The organism is Halorientalis sp. IM1011 (assembly GCF_001989615.1).
In the GTDB taxonomy this organism is placed as follows: Archaea; Halobacteriota; Halobacteria; order Halobacteriales; family Haloarculaceae; genus Halorientalis.
In genome coordinates this window covers 3,024,996-3,043,833 of record NZ_CP019067.1, presented here as the reverse complement: position 1 = coordinate 3,043,833, position 18,838 = coordinate 3,024,996, and the positions used below count along the sequence as shown (strand labels likewise).

The window sequence follows — 18,838 nt, the reverse complement described above, 5'->3', positions numbered from 1 at the left end:
TTCGGTAGCCGATCCGATAAGTAGTTCGTCCGGTCACACCCGGTCGCCGCCTCGATGGGCGGTGGTCAGGCGGTTATCGCGACCGTGACGAGGGTCGCGCCGGCCATGAGCGCGAGGCTCCAGGCGGTGACCCGGTAGGCGAACCCCCGGTTCGGGCTGGCGACGGTCAGCCCCGCCTTGACGAGGATGCTCGCTGCCGTCGCCAGCAGGATCGCGAACACCGCTTCGGGTCCGGTGAGCGACCCGCCGCGATAGAGCACCACCGCCGAAGTCGTCGCGCCCGCACTCGACACCAGCCCCGAGATGGCCGCCGTCACGTAGAACCCGGCCGTGCCGAACAGCTGGCGGGCGACGCTGCCCGCGAGGACGATCAGCAGGAAGATGGCTCCGAACCCGAGCGCCTGCCGCAGGGAGAAGGGGCTCTGGAGGTCGATGTCGACGGACTCGCGCCAGTCGGCGGTGTAGGCGGCCACCGCGACGCTCCCCAGCACGACCGCCCCGAGGGGGACGACAGCGCCCAGCAGAACCCCGGACTGGAGGGTGAACACGAGCGCGATGACGAGGTTCCGCAACGCCATCGCCGCGTCGGCCAGCAACACGGCGGCCACCGCGTAGGAGGTCGCCCGGTCGTGCTGGCGGACGTGATCGAGCATCGTCCCGACCACCGCCGTCGAGGAGGCCAGCCCGCCGAAAAAGCCCGTCACTGCGATCCCGCGTCCGCCGTAGGTCTGGACCACGGCGTAGTTGACGATGCCGATCCCCGCTACGGTGACCACCATCAGCCAGACGACACGCGGTTCGAGCGACACGGTGAGAGAGGAGACAGTCAGACTCCGCGACCCGGCCGGCAGGAGCGGATAGACGACGAACGCGAGGATGGCGAACTCCGTCACCGACTGGAGTTCCTCGTGGGACAGCCCCCAGGCGAAACTGTGGAGTTCGCGCTTGAGTACCAGCACCAGCGACGAGACGACGGCCACCGTGACGCCTTCGAGGACGTATCCGCGGGCGACCAGCGCCCCCATCCCGTACGCGACGAGCATCGAGACCGAGGTGGTCAGCGAGAGCCCCTCTTCCTCCGAGAGGAGGCCCTGAACCGCAAGAACGACGCCCTGGACGATCACCAGTACAGCTCCGGCGACCACCAGAAGTTCGACCCCGACGACGGTGAAGACGGCACCGAGCAGGCCGATGAGGGCGAACGTCCGGATGCCGGCCGTCTTCTGTGACCACTCCCGTTCCAGCCCGAGGAACATCCCCAGTGCCGCCGCCAGCACCAGGCGCGTCACCTCGGCGTCGAGCGGTGCAGGGATCGTCTGCAGGAGGAGATTCACCCGTCGGGCTACGCCCTTGAGCCGGTTAAGTACCACGGCGGCCGCCCACCGCGCCCTCCGCGGTTCTTATTAGGTAAGGTGAAAAACGGGGGGTATGGTCGATCTCGACGTCGACCGGGCGCGAGCGTTCTGGTGGGGTCTCGCGGCCGTGTTCGGCCTCATCGTCGCCTACGTCGTCCACGCTTTCATCGGTACCTTCGTGTTCGCCATCTTCATCTACTACGCGACGCGACCGGCGTACAAGCGCATCCGCCGACGGATCCGTCGTCGTAGCGTCGCAGCCGTTCTCTCGCTCGCCGTCTTCGCGCTGCCTGCCGTCGCATTACTCGCGTACACCATCGCGATAGCCCTCCAGGAACTGGACAAACTGAACGGAGACCAACTCGGGCCGGTGATGGTGCTGATCGAACCGTACGTCAACGTCTCCGACATCGTCGAGAACCCCGCGGGGCTGATCGAACAGGGCAGCGTCGAAACCGCACAGAGCACGCTCCTCGCCGCACTCGACTATATCGGATTCGTCGGCACCGGCCTGTTGCACCTCTTCGTGATGTTCGCGCTGGCGTACTACATGCTCAAGGACGGCAGTCGGCTGTCGCGCTGGTTCATCCAGTTCGGCGACGAACGGGGCGTCCTCGAAACGTACGCCAGAGCGGTCGACCAGGACTTCGTGAGCATCTTCTTCGGTAACATCCTCAACGCCATCATCACCGGCGCGATCGGCGCCATCTCGTTCAACCTGCTCAACCTCCTCGGCCCGCCGAGCCTGCAGATCCCCTACCCGGCACTGCTGGGGGTGTTGACCGGCGTCGCGAGCCTCATCCCGGTCGTGGGCATGAAGATCATCTACGTCCCGATGCTGGGGTATCTCGGCTACGCGGCCTATCTGCAGGACGGTGGTTTCGGCTTCGTCGCGCTCGTGGCTGGCGTGACCATCGTCGTCGTCGACCTGTTGCCCGACTTCATCCTCCGCCCGTACGTCTCCGGGCGGAACCTCCACATCGGGCTCGTCATGTTCTCGTACATCCTCGGTCCCCTGCTGTTCGGCTGGCACGGCATCTTTCTCGGCCCGATCATCCTCGTCCTCGTGTTTCACTTTGCCCGGATCGTCCTGCCTGAATTACTCTCGGGCGCGACGATTCGCCCCGTCGCCGTCGATCCGACGTACCTGACGCGGACCGAGACGACGCCACCACCGGACGATCCGAAGTATAGCGTCGACGGCAGCCACGACGATGCGGACGATCCGTCACCGGCCGACCAGCCGGTAGACGGGGCGTCGAACAGCGACGACGGACCGAAAACACGCTAGCCCGAAGGGAACGAGACCCCTCGGTCTCAGGTTCCGACAGATCCGTGACCCGACACCACGCCAGCCGTTTCAGAGGTCGACGTACTGTTCTTCCCACTCGCGTCGGGCGTCGATCTCCCGCCGTCCGCGTCGCGTCAGGCTGTAGAAGTTCGTCCGCCTGTCGCGCTGGCCTTTCTCCACCAGCCCCTTGTCGACGAGCGTGTCGAGGTTCGGATAGAGGCGCCCGTGATGGATCTCTTTCTCGTAGTACTCTTCGAGTTCCTCCTTGATCGCCAACCCGTGTGGTTCCTCCCGGCCGGCGATGACGTACAGCAGGTCACGCTGGAATCCCGTCAGGTCGTACATCGGTAATGTCCATCTCCCAATTAGTGTCGGAATATCATAAACATATCGAACTTCGATACGTCCATAGGGGTCTGGAGGGGTATTTCGTGCGGATTCCGTCGTATCACATCGGAGAAACAGTCCCGAACTTATCGCTGAGTTTCTCTGACGTGTCGCTACATTTCGGCCGGTAGGTCTCCGACTGCCACGTTTATCTGCCGCGGTGGTGTACGGTCAATCTATGCCCGAGAAAGTGCTGTTCGAGACCGAGCACGTACAGAGCCGCGAAGACGTCGCGACCTACCTGCGGACGGTGGCCGACAAACTGGACGACGGCGGACCGATCACCCTCGAAGCGGGCGACCAGTCCGTCACGATGGAACCGCCAGCGAACGTCGAATTCGAGGTCAAAGCCGAACGAGAGGGGCCGACCGACGCGCCCGGCGAATTGAGTATCGAGTTCGAACTCGAGTGGGACGAAGATACCAGTGGCTCCGACGGATCGCTCAGTATCGAGTAAGTAATCCTGTAACTCTTCGGTCGTAGTACACGTCGAATGGAAAGCGAACCACGCGGAGGTGAAAAGACCCCGCGTGGTTGCTTGCCGCCCTGAATTGGTCCCCGCTGACGCTTCGGCCCTCCAAGCGAAGCGTCACCTGAACGCAGTAGCCATAATCACTTAAATGTACCGGCCACGCCAATCCTATTCGCCGTTTCGCCGTTTGCCGTTATTTTTCAATTTCTGTGTCCGAGTCTTAGCCAGCCGTCGACTCTCGGCGGAGTAGAGTGACCGATCAGATATACTCTTCCTCGAGCACCCACCCCAGAGCCCGCTTGTAGTACGTGAACATCTGTCTGACGCCCTGGTGGTTCATGTTCTCGTCGTCGAGCTGTTCTTTCAGGAACTCGTACTGCTCGCGGATCTCCTCTTCGTCGCGCATATTCGAGTGCAGGGCCAGGAGAGGGAAGTATTTTCACACTCACTGGGGCCGAAACGGGGCGCGAGCGGGCCAGTTTTGAGGCTGGCACCGAAAGGGTCGGGTATGAAGATCCGCGGGGACCGGGAGTGTCAGTCCTGTGGGACGCGCTGGTCGTACTACGACACCGGGAGCGTCGAGTGCCCCGAGTGTGGGAGCCTCCGGAGCGTCGGCGTCGACGACCGGACGGAACACACCGCGAGCGCCGTGTCGCTCGATCTGACCGACGTGCGCAACCGCATCGACGACGACCCACTGTCCGAACTGGCTGCAGACGCCGCCGAGCGGTGTCGGGAGTACGTCCGACAGCAGGGGTTCATCGACGCCGGCGAACTTCGGGCACTTGACGGTGCCTACCTCGCGGCGCTGGAACTCGCCCACGCCGCGACGCAACTGGACCACAGCATGCGGATCGACGACGAGGAGGAGTACTACGTGCTGGAGTTGCTACGCGGTGCCGATCAGGGCGAACGGCCCGGCCCGTCGGCCGTGCCGGAGTCGATGCGCGCTGCTCGCGGCCTGGCCTACGCCAGTGCCGTCGACGATTACCACGGCGATCTTCGGACCTACCTCGACGACGAACCCGACGAACTCGCACGGGACCTCCTGGGTTCGCTGCGCGAGCACCGCAAGCGCGTCGAGGCCCTCGACGGCGACGTGTCACTGGCCGATAGCGAGGCGCTCATTGGAGCCGCACAGGCCGTCGGCCACTATCTCTCCGAGGGCGACGAAGGGGCCCTGGCGCAGGCACGACACCACCTCGACAACCTCGATCCGGACGCCTGACACTGCGTCCAGCCGATCGAGCCGCCGCTGCACGCCATAGCGAGCAGGCGATCCAGTTTCGCCCCGACACGGCGGATCGCACACCCGCCTCGACCGTGCCGGTCGACCGTCAGCGCACGGGCCGGACTGGTCACGGTTCCGTACAAAAGGGTTCGCCCCCGTGCCAAGTTTTAACACAGCAAGCGACGAATGAGCGGTCGCCGTTGGGAACGACAACTATGGTTTTCAAGAAAATCACGCTGATCGGTACGAGTTCGGAGAGTTTCGATGCGGCGGTCGACGACGCGGTCGACCGTGCGGAGAACACCCTCGACAACGTCTACTGGGTCGAGGTAGAGGAGATGGGTGTCGAGATCGCGGCCGCGGAAAATCGCGAGTACCAGGCGGAGGTTGAGGTGGCCTTCGAGCTGGCCGACTAGGTCCGGAAACTCTCGCCACAGCCACACTCCGAGACCACGTTGGGGTTCTCGACGTGGAACCCCTCGCCCTGCAGGCCGTCCTCGAAGTCGAGGACGCTTCCCTCGATGTAGTTCATGCTGGCCTCGTCGACGAACACGCGGAGACCGTGGTGTTCGAAGACCGTGTCCTCGCTTTCGGGTTCGTAGTCGAATCGCATGCCGTAGGAGAGCCCGGCGCAGCCGCCCTGCTGGACGAACAGGCGCAGTCCGGCCACGTCTGTGTCCATCTCTTCGCTCTCCAGCAACCGGACCGCCTCCTCGGCCGCGGTTTCCGTAACCTCGATCTCCGTCTCGGTGGCCGCAGAGGTTCCGCTCATGGACGAACGTATTCGGCGAACGGTGTTAACTGTGTTGCCGGCGGCGTCTCCGTGCCCGAGTGGTACGCTCGGTGAGGGCTTCAGCCGCGGTTACGGGGCGTAGGGCACTATTACCGGCGTATTCGGTCGAGTCGGGCGGTTCGCCATCGGGACTCCCTAATCGTTTTGGCAGCAGAGTCAACCCCGCTACCGAGAAAGGTATAGTTACATGACCAGCAAAGCACCGGTCCAGTTGGAAACCGACCAGGCCGAGCCGCGGACCACGTCACAGCTGTTCACGGTCCTCGCGGACAGTCGACGTCGACGGATACTCTCACTGCTCGACGAACGGCGTGGCGGCGTCACGGAACCCGAACTCGCGACGCTGGTGGCCAGCGAGGAAGCAGACGTCCCGCTGCGTACCGTCTCCGACGACCAGCACGAGCGGGCCCTCGTCAGACTCCAGCACGACCACCTCCCGGCGCTCGAATCGGCCGGCCTCGTCGACCGCTCCGGGACGACCGTCCGGACGGCGTACAGGACCGAGGTCGGAAGGGGCATCGTCGAACGGATCCTCGACATCGACGGCTCGCCCGCGGACACGATGACGACGCTCGATCTGCTCGCGTCGGAGCACCGGCGACTCGTGATCCAGTACCTGCGTGCCGAGGGAGAGGCGACCGTCGACGACCTGGTGTCCGCGATCAGTGAGACGAGCGACCGGAACGCCCGGATCTCGCTGCTCCACACGCACCTCCCGAAACTCGCCGATGCAGGTGTGATCGCCGACGACGAGCGCAGCGACGACCGATACCTGGTCTACGAGGGACTCCCCCTCGACGACACTACGGTCGAGGAGCTGATTCCGGTCCGGAACGGCGATACACCCGACGACACGGTCGACGAGGGCGTTACCGGGACGGCCGAGTCCAGCGTTCGGACGCTCGAAGGACGAGACGCCATCGTCGGCCACGGCCAGTCGCTGTTCGACCGGGCCGACGACGAACTGTTCGTGATGATAACGACGGACGGCCTGCTCGACCCGGCGTGTCTCGACGGGCTCCGGGACGCCATCGACCGTGGCGTCGACGTCTACCTCGGCTCGCAGACGCAGGCAGTCCGGGACACGATCAGGGAGGAAGTACCGGGCGCGACGATCTGGGAGCCACAGCGGAACTGGATCGATCTGCCGCCGACCCGCGACCGGCTCGGTCGGCTCGTGTTCGCCGACCGCGAGTCGGTCATGCTCGGCACCGTCGGCGAAAGCGGAGAACACGCGCTCGTGGGGAACGGCGAGGACGACGCCCTCGTGATCCTCCTCCGGGAACTGCTCGGCGACCGACTCGACCATCTCGACGGACAGAGCGGGGACGTCCTCGCTCACCTGCCCCTGTAGCGCCGACTCGACGTCCGTGAATCGCAGCGTCAGACTCCCGACCGCGTTCGCAGAATCGGCCGCTATTCCTCGAACCGTTTCCTGACGCTTTCGGCGTGTGCTTCCAGCCCCTCGGCCTCCGCCAACGTCGTGATCGTCTCCGAGAGACTGTCGAGTGACGTCTCGTCGAGTCGCTGGACGGTCGTCGACCGCAGGAACGTGTCGACCGAGAGCCCACCGTAGCGACGCGCACCGCCCCCGGTCGGGAGGACGTGATTCGGGCCGCTGGCGTAGTCCCCGGCCGCGACCGGGGAATAGGGGCCGAGAAAGACGCTGCCGGCGCTGTCGATGCGGTCGAGCAGGGCCTCGTCCTCGTCGGCGACGATAGCCAGGTGTTCGGCGGCGTACTCCTCGACGAACAGCACCGCCTCGCTCATCGACCGCGCGAGGAACACGCCGCTCTCGTCGTTGTCGAGCGCGCCCCGGATCGTCTCCTCGCGCTCGCGACCGGGGACCTGTTCCGCGACGGCCTCGGCGACCGCCTCGGCCGTGTCGGGGTCGTCCGTGACCGCGACGACGGAGGCGTGGGTGTCGTGTTCGGCCTGGGCCACGAGGTCCGCGGCCACCAGTTCGGGATCGGCCGTCTCGTCGGCCAGCACGGCGATTTCACTCGGACCGGCGAGGAAGTCGATCTCCACGTCGCCACGGACCTCGGCCTTGGCGGCCGTCACCCACCGGTTGCCCGGCCCGACGACGGTCTGGACGCGGTCGACTGTCTCGGTCCCGTAGGCCAGCGCGGCGATCCCTTGCGCGCCGCCCACCTGATACACCGCGTCCGCGCCAGCGATCCCGATGGCCGCGAGCGTGACGGGGTTGAGTTCCTCTGCGGGCGGGGTCGCGACGGCGACGTGGTCGACACCTGCAACCTTCGCGGGGATGACGCCCATCAGCGCGCTGGAGGGGTAGGCGGCGGTGCCGCCGGGGACGTAGACGCCCGCGCGCTCGACTGGCGTGAACAGACGACCCAGTTCCCGGCCGTCGAAGTCCTCGCGCCAGTCGTCGGGGACCTGTCGTTCGTGGAACGCACGGATATTCTCGGCGGCCGTCTCGATGGCCTCGCGAATCTCGTCGTCGATCTCCTCGACGGCGCGTTCGGCGGCGTCGGTCACGTCGAGGTTGCCCACCGAGACGTCGTCGAACTCCTCGGAGAACTCCCGAATCGCCACGTCACCCTCCTCGCTGACGCGGTCGACGATCTCTCGCACGTCGTCGCGGATCTCGTTAATACCGGCGTCGCGCTCGAAGATCGCCGCCCGCTCGTCGGGCCGCAGTTCCGAAATCTCCCGGACGTTCATACACCTCCTCGTCGGGCCAGGGAAAAACGGTTGTCGAAGTCGGGGCCGGTTCAGGCGGGCGTGTCGGCGCCGTCGGGGCTGTACGTGTTCAGTCGGTAGAGCAGGCGGGCGACCGCCAGCACGACGACGGCAGCGAAGATCCCCGACAGGATGGCCGGCGGGTCGGTGACGGCGAACGTGAGTCCGACTACCAGCGCCGCGATCCCGATACGGAGGACGGTGTTGCCGACGATGTTCGCGGCCACGTCCGAGGGCACCGGCGAGGTATCGTCGTAGCCGGCGATGAGAAATGTCCACTCGCGGTACCTGATCAGGTAGCCGAGCGCGATCACGAGCGCACCGGCACCGAGGTACTCGATCGCGATGGAGGGCAGTCCGAACATAGTCGACCGTTCGGCCGGGGGAGGAAAAAGCGTTACTCAGTGTGACTGTTGGGCGATCCCGGTCAGTGCGACCCGGTGAACTGCCCCTTCTCGTCGCGCTCCTGCGTTTGGGAGGAGTGTTGCTCGCCGCGAGAGCGAGTCTCCTGGGTCAGCCCACCGGAGCTACCGCCTCGTTGCTCCTGCTGCCCGTGTCGACTACCCTGTTCCTCCTGACCCTGCTGGCGTTGCTGGCCCTGCTGACCCTGCTGGCGTTGCTGGCCCTGCTGACCCTGCTGGCGTTGCTGGCCCTGCTGTCGGTGTCCTCTCTGTTGGCCCTGTTGTCGCTGTCCTCCCTGCTGTTCCTGCTGGCCGGTGAACTGCCCCTGCTGGGCAGGACCCCGGGACTGCACAGTGTGTCGGCCGCCCGTTTGCTGGCCCTGTTGGCTCCCCTGTCGCCCACCGGGTCGCTGGCCCTGCTGGTGCTGACCTTGCTGCCCACCGAACTGTCGACTCTGCTGACCGCTGGGCTGTCGACCTTGCTGATCGCCCTGTGACTGGTACTGACCGGTCTGTGAGCCCTGGGGCTGTCGCTGGGACTGCTGGTGTGTCTGTCGATGGAACTCCTGTGAGTGAGCACGGCCGGCCTGTCCCTGCTGTGGCTGCTGACCGTGCTGTTGTCCATGCTGCCCCTGCTGCTGTCTCTGTTGTCGCCCCTGCTGCTGTCCCTGCTGGCGTTGCTGGCCCTGCTGATGTCGCCCACCAGGTTGCTGGCGCTGCTGGCCACGTCCCTGTGTGCCGCCGTACTGGGACCCACCTCGCTGATCCTGCTGCCTGTTCTGTCGTCCCTGTTTACCATATTGTGGCTGCTGCCCTTGCTGTCCGTGCTGGCCCTGCTGCCCTTGCTGTCCGTGCTGGCCCTGCTGCCCTTGCTGAGCCTGTCGTCCCTGCTGCCCTTGCTGAGTCTGCTGTCCCTGCCGACGCTGCTGCTCTTGTTGACCCTGTTGACCTGTGAACTGGCCCTGTTGTTGTCGGTAACCCTGTCGCTCACTGCGTCTCTGTTTTCGCTGATCGTCTGGACTCATTAGAAGACCCGGTCGGAAGGCACGACCGAGACGTGGATAAACGCCGTCTATCGTTCTGGTGTCGAAACCGGACCTTATACCGCCCGTGGCCAGTACGCGAAGACTACCCGCTATCCGCTCACGAAACAGGGTCATCCTACGCGACCGGACGACCGACGTTCGACGTACCCAGTCGAACGGCGACGGTGACGGGTTTCGGTAGAGCCGTGGCCCCGGAGTCCACTAGCTCCAGTTGTCGACTACGGCCGACACGCACCCGTCGTCGGGCAGCGGGAAACTGTCGTGGTCGCTCACGTCGTCGGTCACGTCGTACTCCTCGTAGTTGTCGGGGGTCTCGCCCTCCGCACCGGTGTCGCCGACAGCCCTGTCCCACTCTTTCAGGGTGTAAGTCCACCCGAGGAACTCGTCGTCGGTCTTGTAGTAGTTGCGACAGGTGTCGCAGTGCTCGGCGATGGCCTGCCCGTACTGCCCGTCGGTCGCGACCGAGTCGTTGTCGATCGCGCCGCCGAGGAAGTCGACGGACGTGACCGAGGTGTCGTACCCCCGATCCATGAAGAACTCCAGACACTCCGCGACGGTTTTGGCCCCGCCGCCGTGTGCCACCAGCCGCACGTCCGTGTCCGGATTTTCGTCCTGGTAGTCACGGACGAACGTCCCGAGTTTGTCGGCGTTTCGGTCCGCGATCTCGACGGTCTGGTTCCAGCGACCCTCGTCTGCGTCCCAGTCCAGCCCGATCAGCGCTTCGTCGTACCCTGCCGAACGGACGGCGTCGTTGAAGCCCCGGAGCGATTCCAGTGCGCCCGTGAGTCCCTTGTCGTACCGGTGGACGAACACGACCAGTTCGGACGGCGAGGCGTCGTCGGTGAGCCCCGGAATCGTCCCGCTGGTCCCGTAGTTCGTCCGCGTGTTCCCCTTCGTCAGGTCGACACCGAGGAACAACTGCGCTATGAAGTGATTTCGCGTGAGTATCCGGCCGGCGTAGGAATCCTCGAACGCCCCCGCCGTCCCGGTCGCCGCCGTCCCCAACCCGACCGCGGCAGCCGCCCCGGTTCCAACTGTGTGCAGATACGTCCGTCTCGTGACTCGTGTCGATTCGTCCCCACGTCCCATTGTGCCACATTTTCGAACCGACCGATTTAATATATAAATTATGCCCCACACAGCCATGTCTTTATACGCTGTGGGCGTCTGACGTGTGTCTGCCGGGGAGTTTTGGCTGTCGCCGTCGATGGGTCAGATATGGGTTCTGAGTTCGTCTGGGGGGCGACGAAGGTCTGGCACTGTCAGGTGTGTGACAGCCGCAACGTCACGACGGAGACGGACGTGTTCAGCGATCAGTGTCGCAACTGCACTATCTACAACGAACTGGACTGGACGGAGAACGGCGACGTGAGCGTCGTCGAGGCCCGCCGCGTCGCCGAGGGGATGGAGGCCGACTAGGAGTACACCTGCGAGACCATGTGGAGGACCGAGAAGAAGACGGTCGCCCCGAGCAACAGGAGCGAGACGAACAGCATGGGGACGGAGGGGATCCAGGTCATGATCAGCCAGACGGTGACGAAGGCGCTGATCAGGAATACGAAGTGAAAGGCCAGCCAGGGACCAACCTGTCGGAGCGCGTCGCGCAGGGTCCCGACACTCACGTCGTCGGCCGCCGTCGCGGTCGGTTCGTATCCAGAGGGAGTGTAGGCGCTGGTCGACGCGTGTGCTGCCTGCCAGCCGTCGGCCCGCGCCCGATCGCGTGGGTCCGCACGGTGTCCACCGGTCGCCGTCGATGTCGACGACCCCGAGAACGCCCAGTCCTGTCCCCTGTCCGTCGACCACCTACCGTACTCGTCCGTGTCGGTTCCGCCGGTGTCGGTTCCGCCGGCACTCGTTCCGCCGGTGTCGGTGCTACTGGCGTCGGGTCCGGTGGTTCGACCGGTTCGCTCCGTTCGTCGCCGTCGCCCCGTCCGACCCGTCCCGTCGCGTCCGCTCGTACCGGTGTCGGCGTGGCTGGACCGGTAGCGCTGGTAATTTTCCGCGTTCGAGTCGTCACCGGGACTGCGTCCCGACGAGCGCGTCCGGCCGGCCGATCCGCCGCTATCGCTGGTTCCCGTATCATCTGCGAATCCACCCGATTCCGATCCGGTCGAACGGTCGTCGGAATCCGACACGTCGGCGGACCAGGCGGGGTTGTCGAGGTGGTCGCGGACGTAGGCGGTGTGGCCGACGCGGTCGTACCGGCGTCGGCGCATCTCGTCCACCAGCACGTCACGGGCGGCCGTGAGACGCTTGAAGGAGTCGGCGGCGTCGTCGTCGTCACTCACGTCCGGGTGGGTCTCCTTGACCTGGGCCCGGTAGGCGTCCCGTATCGCCTCGGTGTCGGCATCGGACTCGACGCCGAGGACGCTGTAGAACGTCTCCGCCATGCGGATGCCTGATTGGCAGTAGTTCGTTCCCCTGAAGGTTAAAATTTCACCAAGGTTCCACCCGTGAATCGTCCCCACCGCCGGACTACTTGTGTCCGGGGTGAGTACGGCCGGTATGACCTCGCACGTGCTGGTACCGCTCGACGGGTCACCGCTGGCCGACGACGCACTGGTCCACGCGCTCGATACCTTCGACTGTCCGGTGACGGTGCTAAACGTCGTCACACCGCTCGACACGTCCATGAGCGAGGGTGGCGTCCTCGAACCGGGAGCGGACCGCCAGGAAACGGCCCGCGACCGCGCCGAGAATCTGATCGACCGGGCGCGTCGACGAGCCGACGAGGCCGAACGCGACCTCGACACCGCCGTCGAAACCGGTGATCCGGCCGAGACCATCCTCGCGTACGTGGACGAATACGACGTGGACCACGTCGTCATGGGCGGCCACGGCGGCGAGAAACGCGGTCTCGCCGACCGCCTGCTCGGGACGGTGGCGACGACCGTGGTCGGCGAAGCCCCCGTCACGGTGACGGTCGTTCGCTGATCGACGATACCGCCCTACCCGAGCACGACCGCCAGCACCCGATAGAGCCCGAACCCGATACCGACGGACGTGACGAGCGTCAGGACCCAGAACGTCAGCGTCACGCCGATCTTCCGGCGGGAGACGCCGGCGGAACCGCCCGCGAGGCCGCCCCCGATCACCCCCGAGATGATGATGTTGTTGAACGAGATGGGGATGCCGAGCGCGATGGCCGACTGGGCGATGACGAACCCCGGAACCAGCGCGGCGATGGACCGGCGGACGCCGAGTTGCGCGTACTCCCGGGAGGTAGCCTGCAGCAACCGCGGTGCGCCCATCCACGCCCCGCCGAGGATGCCGACCGCGCCGACCGACAGCAACGCGATCCCCGGCAGTCCGAGTTCGACCTGGTAGAGGTTTTCGAGCGGGCCGGTCGCCAGTCCGACCTGACTTCCCCCGCTGGAGAAGGCCACGAGACTGCCCAGCGCGACGAGGAACACTTTCACTCCGCGGTCCACCGACTCGAGCGTCTCCCGGCGGATCAGCTGGAAGCCCCCGGCCGCGAGCAGGAGGGTCACGACCGCGGTGGCGGCGAGTTCGGCCCCCGCCACACCGGTCCGGGCAGCGGTCCCGGCGGCGTAGCCGGCGATCGATCCCTGGGGCTGGCCGGTCGGCGACGGGATGATGCTCAGCTGGACGTGCGCGACGATGCCACCGACAACCGCGGCGAGCAGTGGCACGCCGACCGTCTCGGGAATATCGTCGCGCCTGAGGATCGTCGCGGTGAGGTAGGCCAGGCCACCCGAGACGGGCGGGACGAGCGCCCAGAACAGCCCGATCCGCTGGTAAGTGTCGTAGGCGGGTGCACCGCCCAGCGAGAGTCCGACGCCGACCATCGCACCCGTCGTCGCGAACGCAGCAGGCACCGGATAGCCCGAGTAGATCCCGAACGCCATGAACCCCGCGGCGGTCAGCAGGCCAGCGGTCGCCGCCAGCGATGTGAACGCGACGCCGTCGATCAGCCCCGCACCGACCGTCTCGGAGATGCTCCCGCCCTGCGTGAGCGCGCCGAGGAAGGCGAGGATGCCGATCAGGAAGGCCGCCCGCATCGTCGAGATGGCGTTGGCACCGATCGCGGGCGCGAAGGGCGGGGAGTTACTGTTGGCCCCGAGCGTCCAGGCCGTCACGAGCCCCGTCAGCGTCGCGAACGCGACCAGTCCCCAGAAGACGAGTTCGACCACCGAGTCATCGACCTCCGGGAGCGTCGAGGGTGTCGTAGCAGTCGCGACCAGCGGCAGGCGGGCGGTGTCGAGCCTCGTGCATCGGAGACCGTTCGTACGCGGGGGTCAAAACCTTCGTGGCGGAATCAGCGTCGTCGGTGCCAGATGACGATGCCCGTGGCGAGCCCCATCGCGACGAGTCCACCAGCGACCAGCGGGACGCCGAGCGTCCACTGCCCGCGGAAGCCACCGTACATGAGTCCGAGACTCGCCGCGAACAACCCCGCCTGTGCGAGGAGAGCAGCGGCGATAAATCCCCAGAACGTCGCCGCGTCGGCCCGCGAAATCGAGTCCTCAAGGCCCTCGGGTGGCTCCGTGAAATCCTCTTCCTCGATGACACCGAACGGATCGAACATCAGTCGAACCCGGGAGGCAAACCAGTGTGTTTGACGCCACTTCGCTCCTCGATCAGGAACCGGTAGACCGCGATGTCGGCGCTGGCCGCGGCCTCCTCGATTACCCCCGGCCGCCACGCATCGGCCAGCAGGTCGTGGATGTCGTCCCACTCGGACTCGGGCACCTCGTCAAGTCGCCCCGTCAGGAAGACGCTCTCCCAGTTGTACGGCGATTCGGCGCTGTAGGCGAGAAAGCTGGCGTGCTCGGCCCGCTCGCTCAACCGCTCCTTCCGACTCTCGCCGCTGCGAACGTACGTGAAATACAGCTGCGAGGACCCGTCGAAACCGAACGAGAGCGGGAGCATGTACGGCCCGTTCCCGGTGGGAAGTCCCAGCACCCCCATCCGCCGGTTTCCGAGGAAGGCCTCGATCTCGTCGTCGGTCAACTGTTCGAGCCCGTATGCCCCGAGTTCGTCGATGGTCATCATGCCACACACAATACTCCGAACGGCCATCAATCGCTCGCCGTCTGTCGAATAGCGGATCAATCGACTATCCGAGAACACTGGACCGTCCGACGAACAGTGAAAGAGTCAACCGTGATTGCCGCGGAACCGGCGGACGACTTCGCGGTCGACGGTATTCTCCGGCACGTCCTCGACCCACTCGACGGTCTCGATCCCTTCGCCGTCGAGGCCGGGATCGGCCGCGAGTGCAGTCGTCTCCGGGGTCGCGGTGTAGTGGGCGAAGTAGAATGCGAGCCGGTCGTCCGCACACTCGAAGGCGGCCTCGGTGACGGCGACGAGGTCCCCGACGCCGATCTCGACGCCCGTCTCCTCCCGTACTTCCCGGACCAGCGCTTCTTCGTGGGTCTCGCCGGGTTCGACCTCGCCGCCGGGTGCGAGCCACTCGCCGTCCTCCCGGACCAGCAGGACGCGGCCGGCATCGTCGGTGACGACTGCTCCGACGGCCCAGGTCATCGGGTCGACCTTCGGCTGCAGTTCGGCCAGGCGATCGGCGTCGACGGCCTCGGACTTGCGGCGGTCGAGTACGTCGTCCCGGGCCGCCAGATCCTCGAACGCTGGTTCGCTCGCGGTCATCCTCGGCACTCCGCTCAGGGCAGGGTCACGTCGGTGTCGGTCTGGAGGCTCGCGGCCTTGACGGTGTTCCAGAGCAGCATCGCGCGGGTCATCGGTCCCACACCACCGGGGACGGGCGTGATCGCGCCCGCGACCTCCTTCGCGCTCTCGTACTCCACGTCGCCGACGAGTTCGTAGCCCTTGTCGTTGTCCGCCTCGACGCGGTTGATCCCCACGTCGATCACCGTCGCGCCCTCGCCGAGCATGTCGCCGTCGATCATCTCGGGGACGCCCGCCGCGGCGATCACGATGTCGGCCGCGCGGGTGCGAGCCGCCAGATCCTCGGTCCGGGAGTGACACACAGTAACCGTCGCGTTGCCGCCCTCGGCCTTCTGGAGCAGGAGGTTCGCCATCGGCTTGCCGACGATGTCCGAGCGGCCGACCACGACGGCGTCGGCTCCCTCGGTCTCGACGCCGGCGTCGGCGAGCAGTTTCTGGATCCCGTGGGGTGTGCAGGGCTTGTAGCGGGCGTTTCCGGCGACGAGTCGGCCGACGTTCTCGGGGTGGAAGCCGTCCACGTCCTTCAGGGGGTCGATCCGCCGGAGGACCTCTCGGTCGTCGACGTGGTCGGGGACGGGCATCTGGACGAGGATGCCGTTGACTTCGGGGTCGTCGTTCAACTCGTCGATGGTGTCGAAGAGTTCGTCGGCGGGCGCGTCGGGATCGATCTCGACGTCCCGGGCGTCGATGCCGACCTCCTCGCAGTCGTCCTGTTTCATCGAGACGTAGGTCTCACTGGCCGGGTCGTCGCTCATCAGTACCGTGGCGAGCGTCGGTGTGGTCCCGTCGTCGGCGAGGGTGTCGATGGCGTCGCCCAGTCCGTCGCGAATTTCCTGTGCGACGGCGTTCCCGTCGATGATCTCGGTCATGGCTGAACAGGCGTTGGGACGACCCTTGAACGTCTCGAAAGCCCGCTGACCGATCAGCGGAGCGCGATCGCAACGACCCGCGCCAGATCCGTGACGACGAAATACGTCGCGAGCGCCAGCGCAGGCACCCAGATCGATCGCGTCCGATCGTACCCGACCGCGGCAGCCGCCGCGACGACGGCGTAGCTCACAGTCGAGGCGAGCGTCGTCACCCCCGGGAAGCTGCCGGCCGCGAACGGGATCAGCACGGCGAGCTGTGAGACACCGACGCCGAGCAGGACGGCGACCGCGGTCCCGGACGCGTCGGTCGCGGCCGTGACCCGCGGCACCGCGGTGGTCGCCAGCGCGGCCGCGAGGACGCCCAGGGCTACGACGGCCGCGGCGGTAGCGACGCCGGTGAGCAGGCTGGACGGAAGCGTCGCGACAGACGACCAGATGAGGAACCCGAAGGCCGCCGTCACGCCGGCGACCGCGCCGGCCGGCCCGGCGAGTCGCTCAAGCCCCGTCTGGACGGCCCCGTTGTAGAGGAACGCCGAGCCGACACCGAGAACGGCCGCCGGGAACAGGGCGGACTCCAGGAACCAGCCGACGGAGTAGGATGGCCGAAGCCGAAACCGCTGCCCGCCCAGAACCCCAGCGTCGAGAGTTCGCCCGTCGCGGCGAGGACGAGATACGGCACCGCCGCCACCGCTCCAGAGACGGCGACCACCGCCCCGACGACGGGGATCGAATCGGGATCGGGACCTTCGATCCCCGGGTCGATCCCGCGGAGTCGCGCGTAGCCGATCCCCAGCAGCGCCGCGCTCGCGCCACCGGACAGGGTCGTTACCAGCAGGTCCTCCGGGAACACGGGGAGCTCCGTGGCTCCGACAAGCGCGTACGCGGCGACGTAGGTCACGAGTGCGGTGAGCGCGCCGGCGGTGACCCGCTGGTCCCACTGGAGTCGGTGCCAGCCCGCCCTGACCCGTCCCGAGAGCAGGTAGGCGGCCCCGGCCGCCACCAGAGCGAGCACGACGTAGCTCAGCGCGCCGAGCAGGCGCGATTCGAGGACGACGTTCCCGAACAGGAGCGGTTCGGGGTCGCTCAGGAGCCACCCGTCCATCCGCCTGACGAGGGTCGGGACCACCACGTCGAGGACCGTCGCAGCGAGCAAGAGCAGGAATAGCGAGCCGTACGTGACGATGCGGGGATTATCGGGGCCGGGCACGCGTTCGGCGGCGGTCTCCTGGAGGGACATACGTCGAACTGTTCGTTCGATCTACAAAAATGGGTGGGTCGGAACGGGTGCCTGCCTACTCGTACAGCGGGTGCGCGTCGGTCAGGTTCTGGACGCGCTCGGCGGCCTCGGCCTTCACGTCCTCGTCGTCGTAGTCGTCGATCACGTCGGCGATGATGTCCGCGACCTCGCGGCAGGCGTCCTCGTCGAAGCCGCGCGTGGTCAGTCCGGGCGTGCCCGCGCGGATGCCCGAGGGCTCGAACGCCGAGCGCGTCTCGCCCGGCACCGTGTTGGCGTTGAGGACGATCCCCACGTCCTCGAGGGCTTCCTCGGCGTCCTTGCCCGTCGTATCGGGGTGGGAGTCGCGCAGATCCACGAGGACGAGGTGGTTGTCCGTCCCACCGGAAACCAGCGAGAGTCCACGCTCCTGCAGCTGGTCGCCCAACGCTTTCGCGTTCTCGATGGTCTGTTCGGCGTACTCCTCGAACTCGGGTTCGAGAGCTTCCTTGAACCCGACGGCCTTGCCGGCGACGTTGTGCATCAGGGGGCCGCCCTGCCCGCCGGGGAAGACGGCGGCGTCGATGTCGTCGGCGTACTCCTCGTCGCACATGATGATGCCGCCCCGACCTGCGCGGATCGTCTTGTGGGTCGACCCCGTGACGAAGTCGGCGGTGCCGACGGGGTTCTGGTGGACGCCCGCGGCTACGAGGCCGGTGATGTGGGCGATGTCCGCGAGGTGGTAAGCGTCGACGGCGTCGGCCGCCTCCTGGATGGCCTCGAAGTCGACCTCGCGCGGGTACGCGGAGTACCCCGAGACGACGATGTCGGGGTCGAAGGCCTCGGCCTGCTCCCGTAGCTCGTCGTAGTCGATGTAGCCCGAGTCGGCGTCGACCTCGTACTGTTCGACCTCGTAGAGCTGGCCGGTGAAGTTCGCGGGGTGGCCGTGCGAGAGGTGGCCGCCGTGTTCCAGATCCAGCGAGAGGATCTTGTCGCCGGGTTCGAGCATGGCGTAGTAGACGCCCTGGTTGGCCTGCGTCCCCGAGTGGGGCTGAACGTTGACGTGCTCGGCACCCCAGAGCTCCTCGGCACGCTCGATGGCGAGTTCCTCGACCTCGTCGGCGTACTCACAGCCGGCGTAGTAGCGCTCGCCCGGGTAACCCTCGGCGTACTTGTTGGTGAGCGCGCTGCCCTGCGCTTCCAGCACCGCCTCGCTGACGTGGTTCTCGCTGGCGATCATCGCCAGCGTTTCGTTTTGCCGCTGTACCTCGCCCTCCAGGGCGTCCGCGACCGCCGGGTCGACCTCCCGGACGTGCTCGTAGTTCATGTTCGTGGCTCGGACCCGGCCCGTCAATAATCTACCTTTCCCGTCCCGGCGTATTCATCGGCTTCCCCACCCTTGTAAAA

General features: G+C 66.4%; 25 protein-coding genes. 9 read left to right on the top strand and 16 right to left on the bottom strand.

Features of this window, described 5'->3' with window-relative positions; all coding sequences use genetic code 11:
• Positions 1–65 precede the first annotated feature (65 nt).
• Complete coding sequence (locus BV210_RS15775; protein WP_077207571.1) at positions 66–1,334, bottom strand: MgtC/SapB family protein; 1,269 nt, start codon at positions 1,332–1,334, stop codon at positions 66–68.
• A gap of 94 nt (positions 1,335–1,428) precedes the next feature.
• Between BV210_RS15775 and BV210_RS15770 the strand changes: the two genes are divergently transcribed.
• Positions 1,429–2,646, top strand: coding sequence for an AI-2E family transporter (locus BV210_RS15770; RefSeq protein WP_077207570.1), 1,218 nt, complete (start codon positions 1,429–1,431; stop codon positions 2,644–2,646).
• Between the two features lie 69 nt (positions 2,647–2,715).
• On the opposite strand, the gene BV210_RS15765 is transcribed toward BV210_RS15770, so the two are convergent.
• Positions 2,716–2,991, bottom strand: a complete 276-nt coding sequence (locus BV210_RS15765) for a PadR family transcriptional regulator (RefSeq protein ID WP_077207569.1) — start codon at positions 2,989–2,991, stop codon at positions 2,716–2,718.
• A gap of 220 nt (positions 2,992–3,211) precedes the next feature.
• Between BV210_RS15765 and BV210_RS15760 the strand changes: the two genes are divergently transcribed.
• Entirely contained in the window at positions 3,212–3,490 is a 279-nt protein-coding gene (locus tag BV210_RS15760) for an amphi-Trp domain-containing protein (protein ID WP_077207568.1), read from the top strand.
• A gap of 274 nt (positions 3,491–3,764) precedes the next feature.
• On the opposite strand, the gene BV210_RS20340 is transcribed toward BV210_RS15760, so the two are convergent.
• Complete coding sequence (locus tag BV210_RS20340; RefSeq protein ID WP_169302358.1) at positions 3,765–3,911, bottom strand: hypothetical protein; 147 nt, start codon at positions 3,909–3,911, stop codon at positions 3,765–3,767.
• A gap of 102 nt (positions 3,912–4,013) precedes the next feature.
• On the opposite strand from BV210_RS20340, the gene BV210_RS15755 reads away from it, so the two are divergent.
• Entirely contained in the window at positions 4,014–4,733 is a 720-nt protein-coding gene (locus tag BV210_RS15755; RefSeq protein ID WP_077207567.1) for a hypothetical protein, read from the top strand.
• Positions 4,734–4,951: 218 nt separating this feature from the next.
• Positions 4,952–5,152 carry a dodecin gene (locus BV210_RS15750; RefSeq protein ID WP_077207566.1) on the top strand — a complete coding sequence of 67 codons (201 nt, stop codon included), beginning with the start codon at positions 4,952–4,954 and terminating at the stop codon, positions 5,150–5,152.
• Here BV210_RS15750 and BV210_RS15745 read toward each other — a convergent pair.
• The gene (locus tag BV210_RS15745; RefSeq protein WP_077207565.1) at positions 5,149–5,508 is read right to left on the bottom strand and encodes an iron-sulfur cluster assembly accessory protein; all 360 of its coding nucleotides are present in this window, start codon (positions 5,506–5,508) and stop codon (positions 5,149–5,151) included. The two genes, BV210_RS15750 and BV210_RS15745, sit on opposite strands and share 4 nt — an antisense overlap.
• A gap of 208 nt (positions 5,509–5,716) precedes the next feature.
• Between BV210_RS15745 and BV210_RS15740 the strand changes: the two genes are divergently transcribed.
• Positions 5,717–6,883, top strand: a complete 1,167-nt coding sequence (locus BV210_RS15740) for a hypothetical protein (protein WP_077207564.1) — start codon at positions 5,717–5,719, stop codon at positions 6,881–6,883.
• 62 nt (positions 6,884–6,945) lie between these two features.
• Here the strand turns inward: BV210_RS15740 and hisD are convergent, their stop codons facing one another.
• Together hisD and BV210_RS15730 are read right to left on the bottom strand one after the other, a co-directional pair.
• On the bottom strand, positions 6,946–8,217 hold the full coding sequence (gene hisD / locus BV210_RS15735) for a histidinol dehydrogenase (protein ID WP_077207563.1): 1,272 nt from the start codon (positions 8,215–8,217) through the stop codon (positions 6,946–6,948).
• A gap of 50 nt (positions 8,218–8,267) precedes the next feature.
• On the bottom strand, positions 8,268–8,600 hold the full coding sequence (locus BV210_RS15730) for a DUF3784 domain-containing protein (RefSeq protein ID WP_077207562.1): 333 nt from the start codon (positions 8,598–8,600) through the stop codon (positions 8,268–8,270).
• Between the two features lie 173 nt (positions 8,601–8,773).
• Here BV210_RS15730 and BV210_RS15725 point away from each other — a divergent pair, with 173 nt between their 5' ends.
• The gene (locus tag BV210_RS15725) at positions 8,774–9,133 is read left to right on the top strand and encodes a hypothetical protein (RefSeq protein ID WP_157526068.1); all 360 of its coding nucleotides are present in this window, start codon (positions 8,774–8,776) and stop codon (positions 9,131–9,133) included.
• Positions 9,134–9,208: 75 nt separating this feature from the next.
• Positions 9,209–9,664 carry a hypothetical protein gene (locus BV210_RS15720; protein WP_077207560.1) on the top strand — a complete coding sequence of 152 codons (456 nt, stop codon included), beginning with the start codon at positions 9,209–9,211 and terminating at the stop codon, positions 9,662–9,664.
• A gap of 219 nt (positions 9,665–9,883) precedes the next feature.
• Here the strand turns inward: BV210_RS15720 and BV210_RS15715 are convergent, their stop codons facing one another.
• Positions 9,884–10,771: an alpha/beta hydrolase gene (locus tag BV210_RS15715; RefSeq protein WP_077207559.1), complete on the bottom strand. Its 888-nt coding sequence runs from the start codon at positions 10,769–10,771 to the stop codon at positions 9,884–9,886.
• 129 nt (positions 10,772–10,900) lie between these two features.
• On the opposite strand from BV210_RS15715, the gene BV210_RS15710 reads away from it, so the two are divergent.
• Positions 10,901–11,101, top strand: coding sequence for a hypothetical protein (locus tag BV210_RS15710; protein ID WP_077207558.1), 201 nt, complete (start codon positions 10,901–10,903; stop codon positions 11,099–11,101).
• Here the strand turns inward: BV210_RS15710 and BV210_RS15705 are convergent.
• A complete protein-coding gene (locus tag BV210_RS15705) occupies positions 11,098–12,072 on the bottom strand; it encodes a J domain-containing protein (RefSeq protein WP_077207557.1) in 975 nt (324 codons plus the stop codon). The genes BV210_RS15710 and BV210_RS15705 overlap by 4 nt on opposite strands.
• A gap of 115 nt (positions 12,073–12,187) precedes the next feature.
• Here BV210_RS15705 and BV210_RS15700 point away from each other — a divergent pair, with 115 nt between their 5' ends.
• On the top strand, positions 12,188–12,616 hold the full coding sequence (locus BV210_RS15700; protein ID WP_077207556.1) for a universal stress protein: 429 nt from the start codon (positions 12,188–12,190) through the stop codon (positions 12,614–12,616).
• Positions 12,617–12,630: 14 nt separating this feature from the next.
• Here the strand turns inward: BV210_RS15700 and BV210_RS15695 are convergent, their stop codons facing one another.
• From BV210_RS15695 to glyA, 8 genes are all read right to left on the bottom strand, one after another.
• On the bottom strand, positions 12,631–13,836 hold the full coding sequence (locus BV210_RS15695; RefSeq protein ID WP_077207555.1) for an inorganic phosphate transporter: 1,206 nt from the start codon (positions 13,834–13,836) through the stop codon (positions 12,631–12,633).
• 125 nt (positions 13,837–13,961) lie between these two features.
• Positions 13,962–14,231: a hypothetical protein gene (locus tag BV210_RS15690; protein ID WP_077207554.1), complete on the bottom strand. Its 270-nt coding sequence runs from the start codon at positions 14,229–14,231 to the stop codon at positions 13,962–13,964.
• Complete coding sequence (locus BV210_RS15685; protein ID WP_077208087.1) at positions 14,231–14,695, bottom strand: pyridoxamine 5'-phosphate oxidase family protein; 465 nt, start codon at positions 14,693–14,695, stop codon at positions 14,231–14,233. Before BV210_RS15685 ends, BV210_RS15690 begins: the two co-directional genes overlap by 1 nt.
• Positions 14,696–14,803: 108 nt before the next feature.
• Positions 14,804–15,310: an NUDIX hydrolase gene (locus tag BV210_RS15680; protein ID WP_077207553.1), complete on the bottom strand. Its 507-nt coding sequence runs from the start codon at positions 15,308–15,310 to the stop codon at positions 14,804–14,806.
• Between the two features lie 14 nt (positions 15,311–15,324).
• Positions 15,325–16,218 carry a bifunctional methylenetetrahydrofolate dehydrogenase/methenyltetrahydrofolate cyclohydrolase gene (locus BV210_RS15675; RefSeq protein ID WP_077207552.1) on the bottom strand — a complete coding sequence of 298 codons (894 nt, stop codon included), beginning with the start codon at positions 16,216–16,218 and terminating at the stop codon, positions 15,325–15,327.
• Positions 16,219–16,271: 53 nt separating this feature from the next.
• Complete coding sequence (locus tag BV210_RS15670; RefSeq protein WP_077207551.1) at positions 16,272–16,679, bottom strand: hypothetical protein; 408 nt, start codon at positions 16,677–16,679, stop codon at positions 16,272–16,274.
• Positions 16,676–17,455, bottom strand: a complete 780-nt coding sequence (locus BV210_RS15665) for a hypothetical protein (RefSeq protein ID WP_077207550.1) — start codon at positions 17,453–17,455, stop codon at positions 16,676–16,678. Before BV210_RS15665 ends, BV210_RS15670 begins: the two co-directional genes overlap by 4 nt.
• 55 nt (positions 17,456–17,510) lie before the next feature.
• Positions 17,511–18,758 (bottom strand): serine hydroxymethyltransferase, encoded by a 1,248-nt coding sequence (glyA, locus tag BV210_RS15660; RefSeq protein ID WP_077207549.1) that lies wholly within the window; start codon positions 18,756–18,758, stop codon positions 17,511–17,513.
• Positions 18,759–18,838 lie beyond the last annotated feature (80 nt).

What these genes read in the sequence shown, in the direction of transcription:
- BV210_RS15765 (WP_077207569.1), bottom strand. Translation starts at nt 2,991, where the DNA reads ATGTACGACCTGACGGGATTCCAGCGTGACCTGCTGTACGTCATCGCC.
- BV210_RS15730 (WP_077207562.1), bottom strand. Translation starts at nt 8,600, where the DNA reads ATGTTCGGACTGCCCTCCATCGCGATCGAGTACCTCGGTGCCGGTGCG.
- BV210_RS20340 (WP_169302358.1), bottom strand. Translation starts at nt 3,911, where the DNA reads ATGCGCGACGAAGAGGAGATCCGCGAGCAGTACGAGTTCCTGAAAGAA.
- BV210_RS15690 (WP_077207554.1), bottom strand. Translation starts at nt 14,231, where the DNA reads ATGTTCGATCCGTTCGGTGTCATCGAGGAAGAGGATTTCACGGAGCCA.
- BV210_RS15715 (WP_077207559.1), bottom strand. Translation starts at nt 10,771, where the DNA reads ATGGGACGTGGGGACGAATCGACACGAGTCACGAGACGGACGTATCTG.
- BV210_RS15760 (WP_077207568.1), top strand. Translation starts at nt 3,212, where the DNA reads ATGCCCGAGAAAGTGCTGTTCGAGACCGAGCACGTACAGAGCCGCGAA.
- BV210_RS15675 (WP_077207552.1), bottom strand. Translation starts at nt 16,218, where the DNA reads ATGACCGAGATCATCGACGGGAACGCCGTCGCACAGGAAATTCGCGAC.
- BV210_RS15700 (WP_077207556.1), top strand. Translation starts at nt 12,188, where the DNA reads ATGACCTCGCACGTGCTGGTACCGCTCGACGGGTCACCGCTGGCCGAC.
- BV210_RS15745 (WP_077207565.1), bottom strand. Translation starts at nt 5,508, where the DNA reads ATGAGCGGAACCTCTGCGGCCACCGAGACGGAGATCGAGGTTACGGAA.
- BV210_RS15665 (WP_077207550.1), bottom strand. Translation starts at nt 17,455, where the DNA reads ATGTCCCTCCAGGAGACCGCCGCCGAACGCGTGCCCGGCCCCGATAAT.
- BV210_RS15740 (WP_077207564.1), top strand. Translation starts at nt 5,717, where the DNA reads ATGACCAGCAAAGCACCGGTCCAGTTGGAAACCGACCAGGCCGAGCCG.
- BV210_RS15680 (WP_077207553.1), bottom strand. Translation starts at nt 15,310, where the DNA reads ATGACCGCGAGCGAACCAGCGTTCGAGGATCTGGCGGCCCGGGACGAC.
- hisD (WP_077207563.1), bottom strand. Translation starts at nt 8,217, where the DNA reads ATGAACGTCCGGGAGATTTCGGAACTGCGGCCCGACGAGCGGGCGGCG.
- BV210_RS15755 (WP_077207567.1), top strand. Translation starts at nt 4,014, where the DNA reads ATGAAGATCCGCGGGGACCGGGAGTGTCAGTCCTGTGGGACGCGCTGG.
- BV210_RS15710 (WP_077207558.1), top strand. Translation starts at nt 10,901, where the DNA reads ATGGGTTCTGAGTTCGTCTGGGGGGCGACGAAGGTCTGGCACTGTCAG.
- BV210_RS15705 (WP_077207557.1), bottom strand. Translation starts at nt 12,072, where the DNA reads ATGGCGGAGACGTTCTACAGCGTCCTCGGCGTCGAGTCCGATGCCGAC.
- BV210_RS15750 (WP_077207566.1), top strand. Translation starts at nt 4,952, where the DNA reads ATGGTTTTCAAGAAAATCACGCTGATCGGTACGAGTTCGGAGAGTTTC.
- glyA (WP_077207549.1), bottom strand. Translation starts at nt 18,758, where the DNA reads ATGAACTACGAGCACGTCCGGGAGGTCGACCCGGCGGTCGCGGACGCC.
- BV210_RS15770 (WP_077207570.1), top strand. Translation starts at nt 1,429, where the DNA reads ATGGTCGATCTCGACGTCGACCGGGCGCGAGCGTTCTGGTGGGGTCTC.
- BV210_RS15685 (WP_077208087.1), bottom strand. Translation starts at nt 14,695, where the DNA reads ATGACCATCGACGAACTCGGGGCATACGGGCTCGAACAGTTGACCGAC.